Origin of the sequence: Citrobacter amalonaticus (assembly GCF_018323885.1) — a bacterium.
GTDB lineage: Bacteria > Pseudomonadota > Gammaproteobacteria > Enterobacterales > Enterobacteriaceae > Citrobacter_A > Citrobacter_A amalonaticus.
This window is the reverse complement of record NZ_AP024585.1, coordinates 1,040,482-1,058,205: the sequence shown is the minus strand read 5'-3', so window position 1 is coordinate 1,058,205 and position 17,724 is coordinate 1,040,482. Positions and strand designations below refer to the sequence as shown.

General features: G+C 55.7%; 15 protein-coding genes. 6 read left to right on the top strand and 9 right to left on the bottom strand.

Annotated elements, in window-relative coordinates; all coding sequences use genetic code 11:
* Nucleotides 1–16: 16 nt before the first annotated feature.
* Nucleotides 17–841, top strand: a complete 825-nt coding sequence (dapD, locus tag KI228_RS05060) for a 2,3,4,5-tetrahydropyridine-2,6-dicarboxylate N-succinyltransferase (protein WP_042997869.1) — start codon at nucleotides 17–19, stop codon at nucleotides 839–841.
* Between the two features lie 109 nt (nucleotides 842–950).
* Complete coding sequence (locus KI228_RS05055) at nucleotides 951–1,337, top strand: DUF3461 family protein (protein ID WP_042997870.1); 387 nt, start codon at nucleotides 951–953, stop codon at nucleotides 1,335–1,337.
* A 94-nt stretch (nucleotides 1,338–1,431) separates the two neighbouring features.
* On the opposite strand, the gene cdaR is transcribed toward KI228_RS05055, so the two are convergent.
* From cdaR to dgt, 3 genes are all read right to left on the bottom strand, one after another.
* Nucleotides 1,432–2,589, bottom strand: a complete 1,158-nt coding sequence (gene cdaR, locus KI228_RS05050) for a DNA-binding transcriptional regulator CdaR (RefSeq protein WP_044255383.1) — start codon at nucleotides 2,587–2,589, stop codon at nucleotides 1,432–1,434.
* Between the two features lie 150 nt (nucleotides 2,590–2,739).
* Nucleotides 2,740–4,167 (bottom strand): serine endoprotease DegP, encoded by a 1,428-nt coding sequence (gene degP, locus KI228_RS05045; protein WP_044255385.1) that lies wholly within the window; start codon nucleotides 4,165–4,167, stop codon nucleotides 2,740–2,742.
* A gap of 129 nt (nucleotides 4,168–4,296) precedes the next feature.
* Nucleotides 4,297–5,814, bottom strand: a complete 1,518-nt coding sequence (gene dgt, locus KI228_RS05040) for a dGTPase (protein ID WP_042997873.1) — start codon at nucleotides 5,812–5,814, stop codon at nucleotides 4,297–4,299.
* Between the two features lie 82 nt (nucleotides 5,815–5,896).
* Between dgt and mtnN the strand changes: the two genes are divergently transcribed.
* The 3 genes from mtnN to KI228_RS05025 are packed head-to-tail and all read left to right on the top strand — an operon-like array spanning nucleotide 5,897 to nucleotide 8,048.
* On the top strand, nucleotides 5,897–6,595 hold the full coding sequence (mtnN, locus tag KI228_RS05035; RefSeq protein ID WP_141227398.1) for a 5'-methylthioadenosine/S-adenosylhomocysteine nucleosidase: 699 nt from the start codon (nucleotides 5,897–5,899) through the stop codon (nucleotides 6,593–6,595).
* Nucleotides 6,588–7,388 carry a vitamin B12 ABC transporter substrate-binding protein BtuF gene (gene btuF / locus KI228_RS05030; RefSeq protein WP_141227397.1) on the top strand — a complete coding sequence of 267 codons (801 nt, stop codon included), beginning with the start codon at nucleotides 6,588–6,590 and terminating at the stop codon, nucleotides 7,386–7,388. Before mtnN ends, btuF begins: the two co-directional genes overlap by 8 nt.
* Nucleotides 7,389–7,424: 36 nt before the next feature.
* The gene (locus KI228_RS05025; protein ID WP_042997876.1) at nucleotides 7,425–8,048 is read left to right on the top strand and encodes a TRIC cation channel family protein; all 624 of its coding nucleotides are present in this window, start codon (nucleotides 7,425–7,427) and stop codon (nucleotides 8,046–8,048) included.
* 66 nt (nucleotides 8,049–8,114) lie between these two features.
* On the opposite strand, the gene erpA is transcribed toward KI228_RS05025, so the two are convergent.
* Together erpA and clcA are read right to left on the bottom strand one after the other, a co-directional pair.
* Entirely contained in the window at nucleotides 8,115–8,459 is a 345-nt protein-coding gene (gene erpA / locus KI228_RS05020) for an iron-sulfur cluster insertion protein ErpA (protein ID WP_042997877.1), read from the bottom strand.
* An 80-nt stretch (nucleotides 8,460–8,539) separates the two neighbouring features.
* Complete coding sequence (gene clcA / locus KI228_RS05010; protein ID WP_042997878.1) at nucleotides 8,540–9,961, bottom strand: H(+)/Cl(-) exchange transporter ClcA; 1,422 nt, start codon at nucleotides 9,959–9,961, stop codon at nucleotides 8,540–8,542.
* Nucleotides 9,962–10,129: 168 nt separating this feature from the next.
* Here clcA and hemL point away from each other — a divergent pair, with 168 nt between their 5' ends.
* Entirely contained in the window at nucleotides 10,130–11,410 is a 1,281-nt protein-coding gene (hemL, locus tag KI228_RS05005) for a glutamate-1-semialdehyde 2,1-aminomutase (RefSeq protein ID WP_044328510.1), read from the top strand.
* 111 nt (nucleotides 11,411–11,521) lie between these two features.
* On the opposite strand, the gene fhuB is transcribed toward hemL, so the two are convergent.
* Genes fhuB through fhuA form a run of 4 tightly spaced genes read right to left on the bottom strand, consistent with a single transcriptional unit; the run spans nucleotide 11,522 to nucleotide 17,488 of the window.
* Nucleotides 11,522–13,504, bottom strand: a complete 1,983-nt coding sequence (fhuB, locus tag KI228_RS05000) for a Fe(3+)-hydroxamate ABC transporter permease FhuB (RefSeq protein ID WP_061070506.1) — start codon at nucleotides 13,502–13,504, stop codon at nucleotides 11,522–11,524.
* Nucleotides 13,501–14,391 (bottom strand): Fe(3+)-hydroxamate ABC transporter substrate-binding protein FhuD, encoded by an 891-nt coding sequence (gene fhuD, locus KI228_RS04995; protein ID WP_042997881.1) that lies wholly within the window; start codon nucleotides 14,389–14,391, stop codon nucleotides 13,501–13,503. Before fhuD ends, fhuB begins: the two co-directional genes overlap by 4 nt.
* Entirely contained in the window at nucleotides 14,391–15,188 is a 798-nt protein-coding gene (fhuC, locus tag KI228_RS04990; RefSeq protein WP_044255394.1) for a Fe3+-hydroxamate ABC transporter ATP-binding protein FhuC, read from the bottom strand. Before fhuC ends, fhuD begins: the two co-directional genes overlap by 1 nt.
* 47 nt (nucleotides 15,189–15,235) lie before the next feature.
* Nucleotides 15,236–17,488, bottom strand: a complete 2,253-nt coding sequence (fhuA, locus tag KI228_RS04985; RefSeq protein WP_061070507.1) for a ferrichrome porin FhuA — start codon at nucleotides 17,486–17,488, stop codon at nucleotides 15,236–15,238.
* Nucleotides 17,489–17,724: the final 236 nt, after the last annotated feature.

The window sequence follows — 17,724 nt, the reverse complement described above, 5'->3', positions numbered from 1 at the left end:
GGGAAAGAGTTTAACAATGCAGCAGTTACAGAACGTTATTGAGACCGCTTTTGAGCGCCGTGCCGACATTACTCCGGCCAATGTGGATACCGTGACCCGTGAAGCGGTGAATCAGGTGATTTCCCTGCTGGACTCCGGCGCGCTGCGCGTGGCAGAAAAGGTAGACGGTCAGTGGGTGACTCACCAGTGGTTGAAGAAAGCGGTGCTGCTCTCTTTCCGTATCAATGATAACCAGGTGATCGATGGCGCGGAAAGCCGCTACTTCGATAAAGTGCCGATGAAATTCGCCGACTACGACGAAGCACGCTTCCAGAAAGAAGGCTTCCGTGTGGTTCCGCCTGCGGCAGTTCGTCAGGGTGCGTTTATCGCCCGTAACACCGTGCTGATGCCGTCCTATGTCAACATCGGCGCTTACGTTGATGAAGGCACGATGGTCGATACCTGGGCAACCGTCGGTTCCTGCGCGCAGATCGGTAAGAACGTTCACCTGTCCGGCGGTGTCGGCATCGGTGGCGTACTGGAGCCGCTGCAGGCGAACCCGACCATCATCGAAGATAACTGCTTTATCGGCGCGCGTTCTGAAGTCGTAGAAGGCGTGATTGTCGAAGAAGGCTCGGTGATTTCGATGGGCGTTTATATTGGTCAGAGCACCCGCATTTACGACCGTGAAACCGGTGAAGTCCATTATGGTCGCGTTCCGGCAGGCTCCGTTGTCGTTTCCGGCAACCTGCCGTCGAAAGATGGCAAGTACAGCTTGTACTGTGCGGTAATTGTGAAAAAAGTCGACGCCAAAACCCGTGGCAAGGTCGGCATCAACGAGTTATTGCGTACCATCGACTAACGGCGATTTGAAAAAGCGGGCTTAGCCCGCTTTTTTTACATCTGCGAGTGGCAGAAACAGGGCTTTTCGTTAATTATTCAATAGTTATAGTGAGCTTAAGGGTACCGCTATGTATGACAATCTGAAAAGTCTGGGCATTACTAATCCTGAAGAAATCGATCGTTACAGCCTGCGGCAAGAAGCCAATAACGATATCCTGAAAATCTATTTCCAGAAGGATAAAGGTGAGTTCTTTGCCAAAAGCGTGAAGTTTAAATACCCCCGCCAGCGCAAAACCGTGGTTGCCGATGGAGTGGGTCAGGGATACAAAGAGGTACAGGAGATCAGTCCCAACCTGCGCTATGTGATCGACGAACTCGATCAGATCTGCCAGCGCGATCGCACGGAAGTGGATCTGAAACGTAAGATCCTTGATGATTTACGCCATCTGGAAAGCGTGGTGGCGAATAAGATCACCGAAATCGAAGCCGATCTGGAAAAACTGACGCGAAAATAAGCAGTTTGTTGCCGGATGGCGGCGTCATACGCCTTATCAGGCCTACAGGCACATCCGGGTAGGCCTGATAAGCGTAGCCCCATCAGGCAATGAATCAATGCTGCTCATCCAGCTGTAACGCCACATACAGCAGCAGCCGATCGTCGAAATTCCCCAAATCCAGCCCGGTTAATTCCGAGATGCGATTCAGTCGATACTCCAGCGTATTCCGGTGAATAAACAGCGCCTTAGAGGTTGCCAGTGGCTGCACGTTGTGGCGAAACCACGCCGCCAGAGTGCGGCGCAACAGGCCGTTATTGTCCATCGCCTTCAGCCGCACCAACGGACGCGCCAGCTCATTGGCCTGCCAGCCGCCGCGCAGACTGTCGAGCAGTACCGGCAGCATTAAGTCCTGATAAAAGTAGCTGCGGCTTTCCGGCATTCGTTGTTTGCCGACCATCATCGTCGTGCGCGCAGTACGGTACGAACGCGCGATACTGCCAGGCCCGGTAAAATAGTTGCCCAGCGAAACGCGAAAGCGCAACTGTCCGTTCTCTTTCATGCGCGCAATCAGCTGCTCAACGCGCTTGCGGTGATCTTCGGCATCCCAACGGCCAAACGAATTCAACGCCGGTTTTAACACCACCATCTCGGTCAGCGAAACGATCGCAATCAGGTTATTACGCTCCGGGGTGGTCAGTGCGTTCTGTAACTGCTGCAACTCCGCCATAGCGCTGTCCACGCCGAGTTGTCCGCTGTCCACTTCCACCACCGCCACCACGCGCGGCTGGTTGAGGTCGATCCCTAAACGTTGCGCCCACTCGGTCAACGCTGGCGTGTTCTCTTCCGCCTGAATCAGGTTCATCACCAACTCTTCACGCAGGCGACTGTCCTGGGCCAGCAGATGCATCAGGCGCGACTGCTCCAGCATCATCTCCGCCGTCATGCACACCAGTTCGCCATATTTGCGCAGATGTTCCGGTTCGCCGGTCAGGCCGATCACGCCCACAATTTCGCCTTCCAGGCGCAGCGGCAGGTTGATCCCCTGACGAACGCCATGCAGATGACGCGCAACGGCATCATCGATGTCCACCACGCGGCCCTGAGAGAGGACTAACAGCGCGCCTTCGTGCAATTCCCCAATTCGCTCGCGATCGCCGCTGCCGATGATCCGTCCACGGGCATCCATCACGTTGATATTGGTATCAATAATGCGCATCGTGCGTGCCACGATATCCTGCGCCATTTTGGTATCAAGATGCCAGCCAGCCATAAAGCCCTCCTGTGAGCAGAGCTCCAGCATAAAGAAGATAACAAACGCTGACATTGTGCAGATGCACAAAGCAAAGGGAAGAAGTATGGAGTTGTGGGAAATATCACAAAAAGAAACCCCTTCCTGTGGCAGGAAGGGGTTTTGGGGAGATTACTGCATCAACAGGTAGATATTGCTGTCGCCACGCTGAATGTTCAACGCCAGGACAGACGGTTTGCTGTCGAGGATTTTACGCAGTTCGGCGATGTTTTTCACCGGCTGCTGGTTAGCGCCGACAATCACATCCCCTTTCTTGAGGCCAATCTGCGCCGCCGGGGTGTTCGCTTTCACGTTGTTCACCACGACGCCTTTATCCTGACCTTTATTACTCATTTCAGCCCCTTCAATACCGCTGAAGATGGAGCTGGAATCAACCTGAGTCTGGCTGCTCTGCTGCAGTTCCAGATTCACGGTAACCGGCTTACCGTCGCGCAGCAGGCCGAGGGTAATTTTGCTGCCCACCGGCATGGTGCCAACCTGCGCACGCAGTGCGGCAAAGCTGCTGATCGGCTTACCGTTCAGGGAGGTGATCACATCACCGGCTTTAATACCGGCCTTCGAAGCGGACGAGTTCGGCATGACCTGGCTGACAAAGGCACCGCGCTGTGCATCGACTTTCATCGCTTTCGCCAGTTCGGAGCTCAGTTCGGTACCCATGATACCCAGTTCGCCGCGTTTCACCTGGCCGAATTCCACCATCTGAGAGGTCAGGTTTTTCACCATATTGCTCGGGATCGCAAATCCGATACCGATGTTGCCGCCGTCCGGCGCGAGGATCGCCGTGTTAATACCGATCAACTCGCCGTTCAGGTTAACCAACGCGCCGCCGGAGTTACCGCGGTTGATCGCCGCATCGGTCTGAATGAAGTTTTCATAGTTCTGCGCATTCAGGCCGCTACGGCCCAGCGCAGAGACGATACCGGAAGTGACCGTCTCGCCGAGACCAAACGGGTTACCGATGGCGACAGTGTAATCCCCCACTCGCAGGGTGTCGGAGTCAGCCAGCTTAATCGCCGTCAGGTTTTTCGGATCCTGAATCTGGATCAGCGCAATATCAGAGCGCGGGTCTTTGCCGACGATCTTAGCGTCGAATTTACGGCCATCGCTCAGTTGAACCTTAATCACCGTGGCGTTATCCACCACGTGGTTGTTGGTGACGACATAGCCTTTCGCGGCATCAATGATGACACCGGAACCCAGTGCCATAAACTTCTGCTGCTGGCCGCCGCCATTACCGCCCTGCGGGCCGCCCTGGCAGAAAGGCGAACTCTGGAACGGGGAACCGTCCTGGCAGAACGGGGAATCATCACCAAAGAACTGCTGGAAATTACGCGGCATCCGCGGCGTATTGACGGTTGTGCTACCTTCCACGTTAATGCTGACCACCGATGGCATCACTTTTTCGAGCATCGGTGCCAGACTTGGCATCTGCTGTGCGGTCGTCGCTGATGCAGTTTCAGCCGCCGTTGCAGAAAGCGGGGATAACGCCAAACCTAAACTCAGAGCCAGTGCACTCATTGCTAATGTGGTTTTTTTCATGTGTCTCAATCTCAATTAACAGATAACGCAAAATTGCTGTGTACGTCAGATTCATTTTATAGCGCTAAGTTCCGGACAGAAGTTTATGGAAAAGGTAAAAATTTATTGTCCGTCTTTACAAAACTTAGTCTATTGTTCGACCGCCATCAGGCGGCGGTATTCATCCCATGCATAGAGGTCTGTCATGCCGCTGATATAATCCTGGATCAGCCGGCAACGATAATAATATTCCAGCACGGGATACTCAGGCGAATCTGGTGTTAATTTACCCACGGCCTCCACATAGGCCAGTCGGTGACGCGTTGACAATTTCTGAAATAAGCGGGATTCGATAGGAAAGCGCTGCAGGCGTTCTTTTTCCACCAGCTCACTGAAATCCGCAAGCGGCAGGCTTAATAAAGGACGGTAGATATCGAGTAAGCCACTGATCACCCGATAGCCCTGTAATTCGAGTTGCTCCACATCAGGATGGCTAAACACATGTTTCATCGCAACATTTTTATAGATTTTCAGCAGGCGACTAAAGCTGCTGCCGTCTTCCAGCAATGCCTGATTAAACCTTCCGTCAAAGATTTGTTCCAGGTTATCAATAAAACGCTGCGCGGCGTAGGGCACCAGTTTATTAAGTGTATTCACCCGCAAATACATGAAAAATTGATCTTCAGTACTGCGGCTCAGATAATTCGCCCGTGATTTGTCCCAGGCATTTTCGACAACCTGCGCAAAGAGCGAACCTTTCTCATGCTCCCCCCAGGCCTCATATAAATGATGATAGAGTTGCTCAACGCTGAAGATTCTTTTCTCTACCGCATCTTCCAGATCGGCGACGCAATAAGAGATATCGTCGGCGGCTTCCATTATCCACGTTAACGGAAAGCGACTGTAAACCGCGAGATCGAGTTCTTTACGTAACCTCGCAATATACGGTTCTTCAGAAAGGTAATAGCCGGGTTTTTTCATTAAATAGTTGTGCGTCGCGGGCGTTTCTCCCCGCCACCATGCCGGACGGGTATATTTTAAGATCCCGCCGACCTGGGCCCATGTCAGGTTCATTCGCATCAAGGTATGTACCAGCCGAATCCCCTGAGCATTCCCTTCGAAATGACACAGGTCCTGGCGTACTTTACGGCGGATATCGTTCAACGACTCCTCGCCTTCGCGCAGACGCAACGTCGCCACAATGCAACGATCTTCGGTTAAGGGTTGGCTTTCCGCATCCGCCGGATGTAAGCGCTGGCGAAACCAGTCGTTGATCGCCGCCTCGCCAAAATGCCCAAACGGCGGGTTGCCAATGTCATGCATCAGGCAGGACATTTCGACGATGCTCTCAAACGGTCCCGTTAACTCATCCAGGCCGTATGGTTCCAGCAGTTTTTGTTCTTTGAGGCGGCTTAAAATCTCTTTGGCGATATAACGCCCCACCTGCTGAACTTCCATCGAATGGGTAAGGCGCGTACGCACGGCGGCATTACGCTCAAGGGGAAACACCTGGGTTTTCTGCTGCAGGCGACGGATCGCCGGAGAGTTAATAATGCGTCCACGGTCGCTTTCAAAAATGCGCAGGATCTCATGCTCGGTTTTGACCCCTTGCGGTGAACGAAAACGACGGTGCCAGTTTATTTTTTTCCGGAAATCAATCTGTGACATGTCCTCTCCCGCGTGAGAATGCACTTCGCCTTAAGCGCATGATAGACTATGCCTTTAAATCTCACCTGGCGCGAGTAAATCTATGAAAATCGGCATCATTGGTGCAATGGAAGAAGAGGTTACGCTGCTGCGTGACAAAATCGAAAACCGTCAAACTCTCACCCTGGGCGGTTGTGAAATTTACACCGGTCAGCTTAACGGAATCGACGTTGCGCTGCTGAAATCCGGTATTGGTAAAGTGGCGGCGGCGCTGGGCGCTACGCTGCTGCTTGAACGCTGCAAGCCGGACGTCATTATTAACACCGGTTCCGCAGGCGGCCTCGCTCCAACCCTGAAAGTGGGCGACATTGTGGTCTCTGATGAAGCGCGCTATCACGACGCTGACGTCACCGCATTTGGTTATGAGTTCGGCCAACTTCCGGGCTGCCCGGCCGGTTTTAAAGCCGATGAAAAACTGATTGCCGCAGCGGAATCCTGCATCGCTGAGCTGAACCTGAACGCGGTACGCGGCTTGATTGTCAGCGGCGATGCCTTCATTAACGGCTCCGTGGGGCTGGCGAAAATCCGTCACAACTTCCCGCTGGCCATTGCCGTTGAGATGGAAGCCACCGCGATTGCGCACGTTTGCCATAACTTCAAGGTACCGTTTGTGGTGGTCCGCGCGATCTCGGACGTTGCCGATCAGCAGTCCCATCTCAGCTTTGATGAGTTCCTGGCCGTTGCCGCGAAGCAATCCACGCTGATGGTTGAATCGCTGGTACAGAAACTGGCGCATGGCTAAATCCTTCTCCAGGGCGCTTGTCGCCCTGCTGTTAGCCCTCCCGGTGTGGCTGCATGCCGCACCGCGCGTGATTTCACTCTCTCCCGCCAACACGGAACTCGCCTTTGCCGCCGGGATCCCCCCCGTTGGCGTCAGCAGCTATTCAGACTATCCGCCACAGGCGCAACGTATCGAGCAGATCTCGACCTGGCAAGGCATGAATCTGGAAAGGATTGTGGCGCTGAAGCCGGATCTGGTCCTCGCCTGGCGCGGCGGTAATGCCGAACGGCAGGTGAATCAACTCTCCTCGCTAGGCATCAAGGTCATGTGGATCGATGCCGTCACCATCGAACAGATTGCCGACACGTTGCAGACGCTGGCCGACTTTAGCCCGCATCCCGAAATGGCAAAGCACGCCGCGCAAACCTTGCTGGACGACTATTCGCAGCTAAAATCTCAATATGCAGGCAAAACGAAAAAACGCGTGTTTTTGCAGTTTGGTATCAATCCGCCCTTTACCAGCGGAAAAGGATCGATTCAAAACGAGGTTATTGAGCTCTGCGGGGGAGAAAACATCTTTGCCGGCAGTCGGGTTCCCTGGCCGCAGGTCAGTCGTGAACAGGTGCTGGCGCGCGCGCCGCAAGCGATCGTTGTCGCCGGCGATGCAGGTGAAATTCTCAAAATTAAGCAATACTGGGGTGATCAACTACAAATTCCGGTAATTCCTCTCAACAGTGACTGGTTTGAACGCGCAAGCCCGCGTATTATCCTCGCCGCAAAACAACTCTGTAATGCGCTTTCCCTGGTGAATTAGCGCCTGCCCCAACAGGTGTGTTGTGAGGATTTAATCATGCTCGTCTATTGGCTGGATATTGTAGGCACAGCAGTATTTGCTATCTCTGGCGTGTTACTGGCCGGGAAACTGCGTATGGACCCGTTTGGCGTGCTGGTATTGGGCGTCGTTACCGCCGTGGGCGGCGGGACGATCCGTGATATGGCATTAGATAACGGTCCCGTTTTCTGGGTTAAAGACCCAACCGATCTGGTGGTGGCGATGGTCACCAGCATGTTGACGATCCTGCTGGTGCGTCAGCCCAGACGCTTGCCTAAATGGATGCTGCCGGTGCTGGACGCCGTCGGCCTGGCGGTGTTTGTCGGGATCGGCGTCAACAAAGCATTTATAGCAGGGACGGGGCCGCTGGTGGCTATCTGTATGGGTGTCATCACCGGCGTGGGCGGCGGTATTATTCGCGATGTGCTGGCACGAGAAATCCCGATGATCCTGCGTACGGAAATCTACGCAACGGCCTGTATTATCGGCGGGATTGTCCACGCAACCGCGTATTACACCTTCGCGATGCCGCTGGAAGCCGCCAGTATGATGGGGATGGTTGTGACGCTGGTCATTCGCCTCGCGGCGATCCGCTGGCATCTGAAGCTGCCAACATTTGCGTTAGATGAGAATAGCCGTTAAATTCAGGCCGGATTATACGCTTTGCCCGGTAGCGCCTGCGCTTACCGGGCGCATTACAGACAGCACTCAGATGCTGAAGGAAGAGCCACACCCGCAGGTGCTTTTCGCATTCGGGTTGGTAACTACAAAACGAGAACCTTCCAGACCTTCGGTGTAGTCAACGGAACCGCCGACCAGATACTGCAGGCTCATAGGGTCAACCACCAGGCCAACGCCCTGTTTCTCGATGGTCATATCGCCTTCGTTGACCTGGTCATCAAAGGTAAAACCATACTGGAAACCGCTGCAACCGCCACCGGTGATATAGACACGCAGTTTCAGGTTTGGGTTTTCTTCGTCCGCGATCAGGCTTTTTACTTTATTGGCTGCTGCTTCAGTAAATTGCAGTGGCAGCGCTACGTCATCACTCATATTTTGCTCCAAACGACATCGGCAATTGGGCAAATTCTGACCCAATATTAACGCCATTATCTAATACCCTGGTATTTCATTCAAGTATTCTCGCCAGCGGTGGTCGTCTGACTTTTTGCCGCCTGCTCCGCTTCCTGCTTCGCCAGCGTGCGGGCAAGGATAGTGGAGTATAGCGGTTTTCCGCCCAGGAATTGTGCTAATAGTGTTGCGCCAAGACAGGTAATAATCATTGGCAAAATGAGCTGATAGTTATCGGTCATCTCCAACACCAGCACAATCCCGGTCAACGGCGCGCGCACCGATGCCGCCAGCAACGCGCCCATTCCGGCAATGGCGAACGTTCCGGCCTCAAGCTGATAATGCGGAAAGCCTGCCGCTGCTGCCATACCAAATGCGGTGCCCAACAACGTACCCAGCGCCAGCATCGGCGCAAAGATCCCGCCGGGCGCACCGGAAGAAAAACAGAGCAACGTGGTGATCACTCGCGCGATAAAGATAAACAGCAACAGTCCGACGCTAAAATTGCCCGCCGCCGCAATAGGGATAAGGTTAAAACCGCCGCCAGCCGCCGCTGGTTCAATCAACCCCAAAATGCCACACAGACCGCCAATCGCCCCGCCCATCAGCACCCATTTAGTGGTGTTTCCATGGTGAAAGCGCTGGAACATATCCTGAGTACGCAGCACCAGCTTATTGAAAACCGGTCCTACACAGCCAAAAATCATCCCGAGGATCAGATACAGCCACAGCGTATTGACCGGTGCGTTGGACAGTTTCCCCACTTCGATAATCGGCGATTCACCGTTGAAAATGCGGAAAACAATGCTCGACATGATCACGCCGGTAAAGACGGCTTTGATCGAGATAAGGTTATAGCGAAACTGCGGGCGCATCTCCTCGATGATAAACAGAATACCCGCCAGCGGTGCGTTGAAGGCGGCAGAAAGCCCTGCCGCTGCCCCGGTTGCCAACAGCGTATGGCGCGCTTCGGCGCTACGCATGCGGAAGATATCCAGCACCATGCGGCCAATATTTCCGCCGATTTGTACCGTCGGCCCTTCGCGTCCCAGCACCATCCCTGCACCCAGCGTGCCCATCCCACCGATAAACTTCACCGGCAGCACACGCCACCAGCGGACGGGGCGAAGCTCTTCCAGCGCCCCTTCGATCTCCGGGATCCCTGACCCGCCAGCTTCCGGCGCAAATTTACGCACCAGAAAATAGCCGACCATCGCCAGTAATGCAGAGAGAATAAACGCCAGCGGCCAGAGCAGCATCGGATGGTCAGCCACATTCACTAGCGCACCGATACGCAGGTTTTGCACCCAGCTCACCGCTTTTTCGAACGCCACGCCTGCCAGACCGGTAAGCGTCCCCACCACTGCCGCCATCATTAAGATCGCCAGCGGCGTTTTATCTCGTTCCAGCAGTCGACGGATTTGGTCCCTGCGCCGTAAGCGCACAATTTGCTGTGCTTCAAAAGAGGGAGTTTCTGTCTTCATCAGATGATCATTAATTGGTAATACAAATGCAGAGGCGGCATTGTACTCGCCTCTTACCCGAAAATCCCCTGCAAATCGTAATGTTTCAAATGCGCAAAACTTTCATAACCTTCTCTGAATAACTAGAATAGCGGGCATTCACTTTTTCTACGAACCAGGAACCCATCCATGAGTAAGTCTGAAAACCTCTACAGCGCAGCACGCGAGCTAATCCCCGGCGGCGTTAACTCCCCTGTTCGCGCCTTTACTGGCGTGGGTGGTACTCCGCTGTTTATCGAAAAAGCGGACGGCGCATATCTGTACGATGTCGATGGCAAAGCCTATATCGATTACGTCGGCTCCTGGGGACCGATGGTGCTGGGACACAACCATCCGGCGATCCGCAACGCGGTGATCGAAGCGGCTGAGCGCGGCCTGAGCTTTGGCGCGCCGACCGAGATGGAAGTCAAAATGGCGGAGCTTGTGACCGAACTGGTACCGACGATGGACATGGTACGAATGGTCAACTCCGGTACCGAAGCGACCATGAGCGCCATTCGTCTGGCGCGTGGTTTCACTGGCCGCGATAAGATCATCAAATTTGAAGGCTGCTACCACGGCCACGCGGACTGTCTGCTGGTAAAAGCCGGCTCCGGCGCACTGACGCTGGGCCAGCCGAACTCTCCCGGCGTGCCGGCAGATTTTGCAAAGCATACCCTGACCTGTACTTATAACGATCTCAATTCCGTGCGTGCCGCGTTCGAGCAGTTCCCGCAGGAGATCGCCTGTATCATCGTTGAGCCAGTGGCAGGCAATATGAACTGCATCCCGCCGCTGCCGGAATTCCTGCCGGGTCTGCGCGCACTGTGCGATGAGTTCGGCGCGCTGCTGATTATCGACGAAGTGATGACCGGCTTCCGCGTGGCGCTGGCTGGCGCACAGGATTACTACAGCGTGGTGCCGGATCTGACCTGTCTGGGCAAAATCATTGGCGGCGGTATGCCTGTAGGAGCGTTCGGCGGTCGTCGCGACGTGATGGACGCGCTGGCCCCGACCGGCCCGGTTTATCAGGCTGGCACCCTCTCCGGCAATCCCATTGCCATGGCGGCCGGTTTTGCCTGTCTGACCGAAGTGGCGCAGCCGGGCATTCACGAAACGCTGGATGAACTCACAACGCGCCTGGCGGAAGGTCTGCTGGAAGCGGCAGAGGAAACCGCGATCCCGCTGGTCGTTAACCACGTTGGCGGCATGTTCGGGATTTTCTTCACCGACGCGGAAACTGTCACCTGCTATCAGGACGTGATGGCCTGTGATGTGGAACGCTTCAAGCGCTTCTTCCACATGATGCTGGACGAGGGGATTTACCTTGCGCCATCCGCATTTGAAGCGGGCTTTATGTCCGTGGCGCACAGCATGGAAGACATCAACAACACTATCGACGCCGCGCGTCGGGTGTTTGCAAAGCTGTAGCAGAGTACGTTTTAAACCGTAGGCCGGGTAAGGCGAAGCCGCCACCCGGCTTTTTTATTGCCGGATGGCGACGCGAAGCGTCTTATCTGGCCTACACGAAAAACATCCGAATCAACGACTCTGCTTACGTAACAGATAAATAAAGTACGGCGCACCGATAAACGTCGAGAGTATCCCCGCCGGGATCTGATACGGAAACAGCACCATCCGCCCGCACCAGTCGGCAAAGATGAGCAATAATCCTCCCGCCAGCGCCGACATCACAATATGCGGCATCGTTCGACGAAAACCTAACATCCGCGCGATATGCGGCGCCATCAGCCCGACAAAACTCAGTGGGCCGATTGTCATTGTGGCGGCAGCCGTCAGACTGGCTGCCAGCAGCAGCAGGCCAACCCGCGACGGTGTCAGCGCGATACCGACTGCACGGGCGGTATCACCGCCCAGCGGCAAAATCGTCAACCAGCGACGGCACAGTGGCGTGATCGCCAGCAGGATCGCCATCACCACCCCGGTATGCAGCACCTGCTGACCCGTCGCATTATAGGTCGAACCGGAGATCCAGGTCAGTACCCCGGCCATGCGCGGATCGCCGCTTGCCTGTAGCATCATCAGCAGCATGGTGAAGGCCGTGCTGAGCGCCATCCCGGCCAGCAGCATACGGTGGGGGGAGAACCCTCCCCGTCCGGCGGCAATCATAATGATCAACAGCGTGGCGGCAGCACCGAGACTCCCGGCGGGCAACAGCCAGCCAAACGCATCGCCCGGCACCAGAAACAGCATCAGCACAACGCCGAACGCCGCGCCGGAGCTGATCCCCAGCACCTCAGGACTCGCCATCGGGTTCCCGGTCAGCCGCTGGATGATACACCCCGCCACTGCCAGCATCACCCCGGCGATCATCGCCGCCAGAATGCGCGGCCAGCGCCAGGGCATCAGTTCTTCCAGTTGCACGCCGCTGGCCCAGCTCCAGCTCTGCGCGTCACGCCCCAGCGACAGCGCGACATATGCCCCGATCAACAGCAGCACGCCGCCGATCAGCGCATAACCCAGCACATGCTGACGTTCCGTCGTCACCCGGTCGCTGACGTTCATGTCCGGCGCGCTCATACTACGCAGGCGCGGTAGCAGCCACAGCAGCAGCGGTGCGCCGATCAGTGCCGTCACAGAACCGGTGGACACTTCCATCCATACGCGGGTCAGCCAGAGAATAACCTGATCGGACAGCCACAGAATCAGCGCCCCAATCAGCGGAGCCAGCATCAGGCGCGCCAGCAGACGACGCGCGCCCAGCATTTTCGCCAGCAGCGGCGCAAACAGACCGATAAAACCGATAATCCCTACCGCATTGACCAGCAGCGCGCTAAGTACAATCGCCAGCGTCAGCGCCGCCAGACGCGCCAGCGACAGCGCCAGCCCTAAGTTGCGCGCAACGCCATCATCCAGCCCCATCAGGGTTAGCGGGCGCAACAACAACAGAGTGAGCATGACGCCGCCCAGCAGTTGCGGCCACAGACGCTGCACACCGCCCCAGTCAGTTTGCGTCAACGTTCCGGTACTCCACAGGAACATGCTCTGCAACTGATCGTGGTGAAAGATGACTAACAGTTGGTTGATGGCCCCGCAGTACAGACTGACCACCAGACCGGCGAGGATCAGCGTGACGGGAGAAAGTCGTTTTCCCCAGGCGACGCCAAACACCAGCGCCCCGACAATACAGGCGCCCGCCAGAGCGGCAAACTGCCCGGCCATCACGCCCGGTATCGCCCACAATGTCGTGACCGTCATCCCTAACTGTGCGCCGGTCGCCACGCCCAGCGTGGTCGGTTCGGCCAGCGGGTTACGCAGCACCTGTTGAAAGAGCACGCCAACCAGACCCAGCCCGGCCCCAACCAGCAGGGAGATCACCAGACGAGGGAGAAGGCTGTAATGGAAAATCATCTGCTCGATGACGTCGATATCCGGTGACCACAGCGCCTGCTGCCACTGGGTACGCGGCAGCGCAACGGTGAAATTCGTCCAGGTTAACCCTACGGCGACGATAAACAACAGCGCCAGCAATAACGCCGGGAAACGTGCAATACGTTGACTCACGCCTTGCCCCCCAGCGCATTATCCAGAATACGGACAAAATTCATGGTCGACAGTGTGGCGCCATAAAACCACACGGGCGGTACGCGCTGGAAACGCCCTTCACGCACGAACGGCATCGCCTGCCAGAGCGGCGTTGCCATCAGCGTGGCCATCTCTTTGTTATTCCCATGATCAAAGCAAAGCACATCGGCATCTTTGTAGGCTGCAAGGCGATCGATTCCGACCACCGTACTGCCCCAGAAATTGGTTTCTCCCTGCCAGGCGTTGCGAATCCCGTATTCATCCAGCACGTCCTGGAACAGGCAGTTCGGGCCGAAAACCAGCATATGGCGAGGATCGAGGAGAGTGATCAACAGCAGCGGGCGCTCTCCGCGCTGCACAAAGCGCGATTTCCGGCTGGCAATAAACTGGTCGTATTCCGCCAGATGTCGCTCAGCCGCAGATTCCAGATTCAGCATCTGCGCCATGTCGATCAGAGATCGACGCGCCACGGCTAAGGGCTGTTTGCCATCGCTGAAGTTGAAGCCACGTCCGGGCGCAATTCGCGCCAGCGTTTCGGGAGAAGGGCCGTACCCTGTCGACCAGAACATATAGGAGGGTTTCATTTCGGTCAGCAGCTCAAGGTTCGGCTCGGTGCGTAATCCGACATCAATCACCGATGCTGGCAGCGGCGGTTCATTCACCCACAGGCGGTAGTTAGGAATGTCTGCCACGCCATAGGGCGTCACGCCAAGCGCCAGCAACAGCTCGACCGGCAGCCACTCCAGCGCCACGATACGATGTGGATCGACAGCGGCTGCGCGCGCCGGTTTCATCTGCCAGAGCAGCGGGGAAAGTGCCATCGCCGTTAATAAACGACGACGTGTTATGTGGTGTAAGCCGCTCATCAATACACAAAACTCACAGGTGCAGCGCCTGCCGGATGCGGCAGGATCCCCATCGGGATGCCATAAATACGTTCCAGGGTTTCGCTACGCATCAGGTCGGCTGGCGTTCCCTGGGCAATCATTTCGCCCCCACGCAAGGCAACTAAGTAGTCACAGTAGCGGGCAGCCATGTTGATATCATGCAGCACAGCGATCACCGTCAGGCCACGCTCCTGGCTGAGTCGATGAACCAGCGCCAGCACATCCACCTGGTGGGCAATATCCAGCGCCGAGGTGGGTTCATCGAGCAGCAGACAGCGACTGTCCTGCGCCACCAGCATCGCAATCCACGCGCGCTGACGTTCACCGCCGGAAAGACTGTCGACCAGACGATGCGCCAGGGGTTTTAACCCTACCAGCGCGATCGCCTCTTCCACTTTTTCTCTGTCCGCGACGCCAAAACGGCCCAGCGCCCCGTGCCACGGATAGCGACCAATCGCCACCAGTTCACGTACGGTCATCCCTTCCGCCTGCGGCAACTGCTGCGGTAAATACGCCACCTTACGGGCAAACGCTTTGCTGTTCCAACTGTTCAGCGGTTGCGCATCGAGCAGGATATCCCCTTCTGACGGCGGCTGATGGCGACCCAACATTTTTAACAACGTGGATTTACCTGAACCATTGTGACCAATCAGGCCAGTCACTTTACCGACGGGAAAAGTTAACGACAGAGGGTGCAGAAGCGTGCGACCTGGCACGCGAAAGGAGACATCACGCAGTGCAAACGTGGTATCGGGATGATGAGTCTGTTCCTGCATAGCGGCCAACTTGTAAAGCGGGCACGCAATGCGTGCCCAAAGAAAAATTAGAAACGGAATGTTGCGGTAGCAACGACCTGACGTTCCGCGCCCCAGAAGCAGCCATAGGTGTTAAAGCAGCTGGCGACGTATTCGCGGTCAAACAGGTTGTTGACATGCAGCGCGACGTTGGAACCTGCCATGCCAAGGCGTGCCAGATCGTACCGAACCAGCGCATCCACCAGGGTGTAGCTGCCGACTTTAAAGGAGTTAGCCGGATCGCCATAGCTGGAGCTGGTATAGCGAACGCCGGTGCCCAGAGTCAGACCGGAAAGCGGGCCGTCAAACATCGTGTAATCGCCCCATAGCGACGCCATATGTTTTGGCACCTGCGCCGGGGTGTTGCCTTTGTAGTTGGTGTCGGTAGTGTATTCCGCATCCGTATAAGTGTAGGAACCGACCACGTTAACGCTGGCAGACAGCGCCGCTTTTGCTTCCACTTCAACGCCGCGTGAACGAATCTCACCGCCTTCAACCGAGAAGAACGAACCGTTAGGATCGGCCATCAGGTTGTTGGTTTTGGTCAACTGATAGACCGCACCGGTGATCACGATCGGACGATCGTTCGGGACATATTTCACGCCCGCTTCGTACTGCTTGCCTTTAGACGGCGCAAAGATGCTGCCGTTCGCGCCCACGGTAGAAGCCGGTTCGAACGACTCGCTGTAGCTGAAGTACGGAGTCACGCCGTTGTCGAACAGGTAGTTTACGCCGCCGCGCCAGGTAAACTCGTTATCATTACGCGAGTGCTGAGTATTCGCTTCACGATCCAGAGTATCCTGCTGCGCCCAGTCATAACGTCCGCCCAACGTCACCAGCACTTTATCCCACTGCATCTGATCCTGGGCGTACACGCCGGTCTGCTTCTGCTTGTTCAGCACGCGATAGGCGGCGCCAGGCCCTGGATGGGATCCGAAGTCGAAATCGCTGCGATCAAGGTTGTAGATGTCAGATGGCGCAACTGAACCAGCCCAGCCAAACCAGGAGTCGATGTCGTTACGCATACGCATAAAATCAACGCCGGTCAGCAGGGTATGATCCAGAGAACCGGTCGCAAACTTGCTCTGCAGTTGGGTATCCACAGAGAAGTTCTGCAGTTTTTCGTTATCATCCACATACTGACGGGTCAGCGTATGCCCCCACTGTGACTGCGGTACGCTGGCGCAAGGGCTGGTTCTCGGGTTGCTCGAATAGAGCGGATCGGAACACATGCCGTAACCATATACACTGTTCTGCGACACTTTGTTTTCCGCGTAACGCAAGTTCTGACGCACGGTAAACGTATCGTTGAATTCATGGTCGAAGCTATAACCGACCATCTTCTCATTACGAGAGTAGGTATTGTTTTTCGCGCCTTCGTTGAAGTCTGTCGACAGACGCTTACCGTTCGGCAGCGTGCTGACAGTCCCCTCTTTCGGCAGCCAACCGTAGTAACCGGTCTCAGGTTCGTTCTGGAAGTAGGACAGGAACGTAAAGTTGGTTTTGTCATCCGGACGCCAGCTAAAGGACGGCGCAATAGCATAACGCTGTTCTTCCGCCCCCTGCTGCTGCGCATTCGCCGAGCGAGCCAGACCTGTTAAGCGATAAGAGTAAACGCCGTCGTCATCCAGCGCATCGCTGAAGTCAAAACCGGTCTGGAACAGGCTGTTAGTGCCCATTTTAAACTGAACTTCTTTCAGCGGCTCGGTGGTTGGACGCTTGCTGACCATGTTCAACAAACCGCCTGGGTTGCTCTTACCGTACAGAACAGAAACCGGCCCACGCATCACTTCCGCGCGTTCCAGCATATAAGGATCAATCACCGCATCGTTGTAAAAGTTCCCCTGCATCTTCAGGCCATTCAGATAGTTATTCTGACTTTGGCCGTCGGCAGCGAAACCGCGAATGATCAGGTAGTCATAGGTGTTAGATGCGCCACGCGTGCCCACGGCAACGCCTGGGGTATAGCTGAGCGCCTCTTTCACGGACTTCGGCTGGTGTAGCGCCATCTCTTCGGCAGTCACCACAGAAATAGACTGGGGAACTTTCTGAATCGGGGTATCCGTTTTGGTCGCGGTGGCTGACTGGCGTGCCGCGATGGTTGCCGCCGGTCCCCATGCACTTTCCTGCGGAGCAGGAGCCGCGGTGACGGTGATAGTGTCTTCTTTTTTCGGTTCAACCGCCGCCTGTGCATAGACAGACATGCCGCTAACCGCTGTGGCTACTACGACTGCAATTTTACGCAGCGAGTGTTTTGGCTGAGCAGTTTTTTGACGCGCCATTGGTATATCTCTGATGGAAAGTGAATGATAACGTAAACGAGAATTATTATTATGACGGCAGAATAATATTCGAAACGCGGCCGCGATAGCAAGCGATACGCGTCCCTACCAAAACTGAGGGGTTAAGAAATATCCAGATGAAAAGAAAGGGTTAAAAAGAAGCCGGAAATGTTTCTGTGAAGGCATTGCCGGATGGCGGCGAAAACGCCTTATCCGGCCTACCAACCCAAAACCTG

Excerpts from the sequence above, each read along its gene's own strand:
- dapD (WP_042997869.1), top strand. The coding sequence starts at position 17 with ATGCAGCAGTTACAGAACGTTATTGAGACCGCTTTTGAGCGCCGTGCC.
- KI228_RS05055 (WP_042997870.1), top strand. The coding sequence starts at position 951 with ATGTATGACAATCTGAAAAGTCTGGGCATTACTAATCCTGAAGAAATC.
- cdaR (WP_044255383.1), bottom strand. The coding sequence starts at position 2,589 with ATGGCTGGCTGGCATCTTGATACCAAAATGGCGCAGGATATCGTGGCA.
- degP (WP_044255385.1), bottom strand. The coding sequence starts at position 4,167 with ATGAAAAAAACCACATTAGCAATGAGTGCACTGGCTCTGAGTTTAGGT.
- dgt (WP_042997873.1), bottom strand. The coding sequence starts at position 5,814 with ATGTCACAGATTGATTTCCGGAAAAAAATAAACTGGCACCGTCGTTTT.
- mtnN (WP_141227398.1), top strand. The coding sequence starts at position 5,897 with ATGAAAATCGGCATCATTGGTGCAATGGAAGAAGAGGTTACGCTGCTG.
- btuF (WP_141227397.1), top strand. The coding sequence starts at position 6,588 with ATGGCTAAATCCTTCTCCAGGGCGCTTGTCGCCCTGCTGTTAGCCCTC.
- KI228_RS05025 (WP_042997876.1), top strand. The coding sequence starts at position 7,425 with ATGCTCGTCTATTGGCTGGATATTGTAGGCACAGCAGTATTTGCTATC.
- erpA (WP_042997877.1), bottom strand. The coding sequence starts at position 8,459 with ATGAGTGATGACGTAGCGCTGCCACTGCAATTTACTGAAGCAGCAGCC.
- clcA (WP_042997878.1), bottom strand. The coding sequence starts at position 9,961 with ATGAAGACAGAAACTCCCTCTTTTGAAGCACAGCAAATTGTGCGCTTA.
- hemL (WP_044328510.1), top strand. The coding sequence starts at position 10,130 with ATGAGTAAGTCTGAAAACCTCTACAGCGCAGCACGCGAGCTAATCCCC.
- fhuD (WP_042997881.1), bottom strand. The coding sequence starts at position 14,391 with ATGAGCGGCTTACACCACATAACACGTCGTCGTTTATTAACGGCGATG.
- fhuC (WP_044255394.1), bottom strand. The coding sequence starts at position 15,188 with ATGCAGGAACAGACTCATCATCCCGATACCACGTTTGCACTGCGTGAT.
- fhuA (WP_061070507.1), bottom strand. The coding sequence starts at position 17,488 with ATGGCGCGTCAAAAAACTGCTCAGCCAAAACACTCGCTGCGTAAAATT.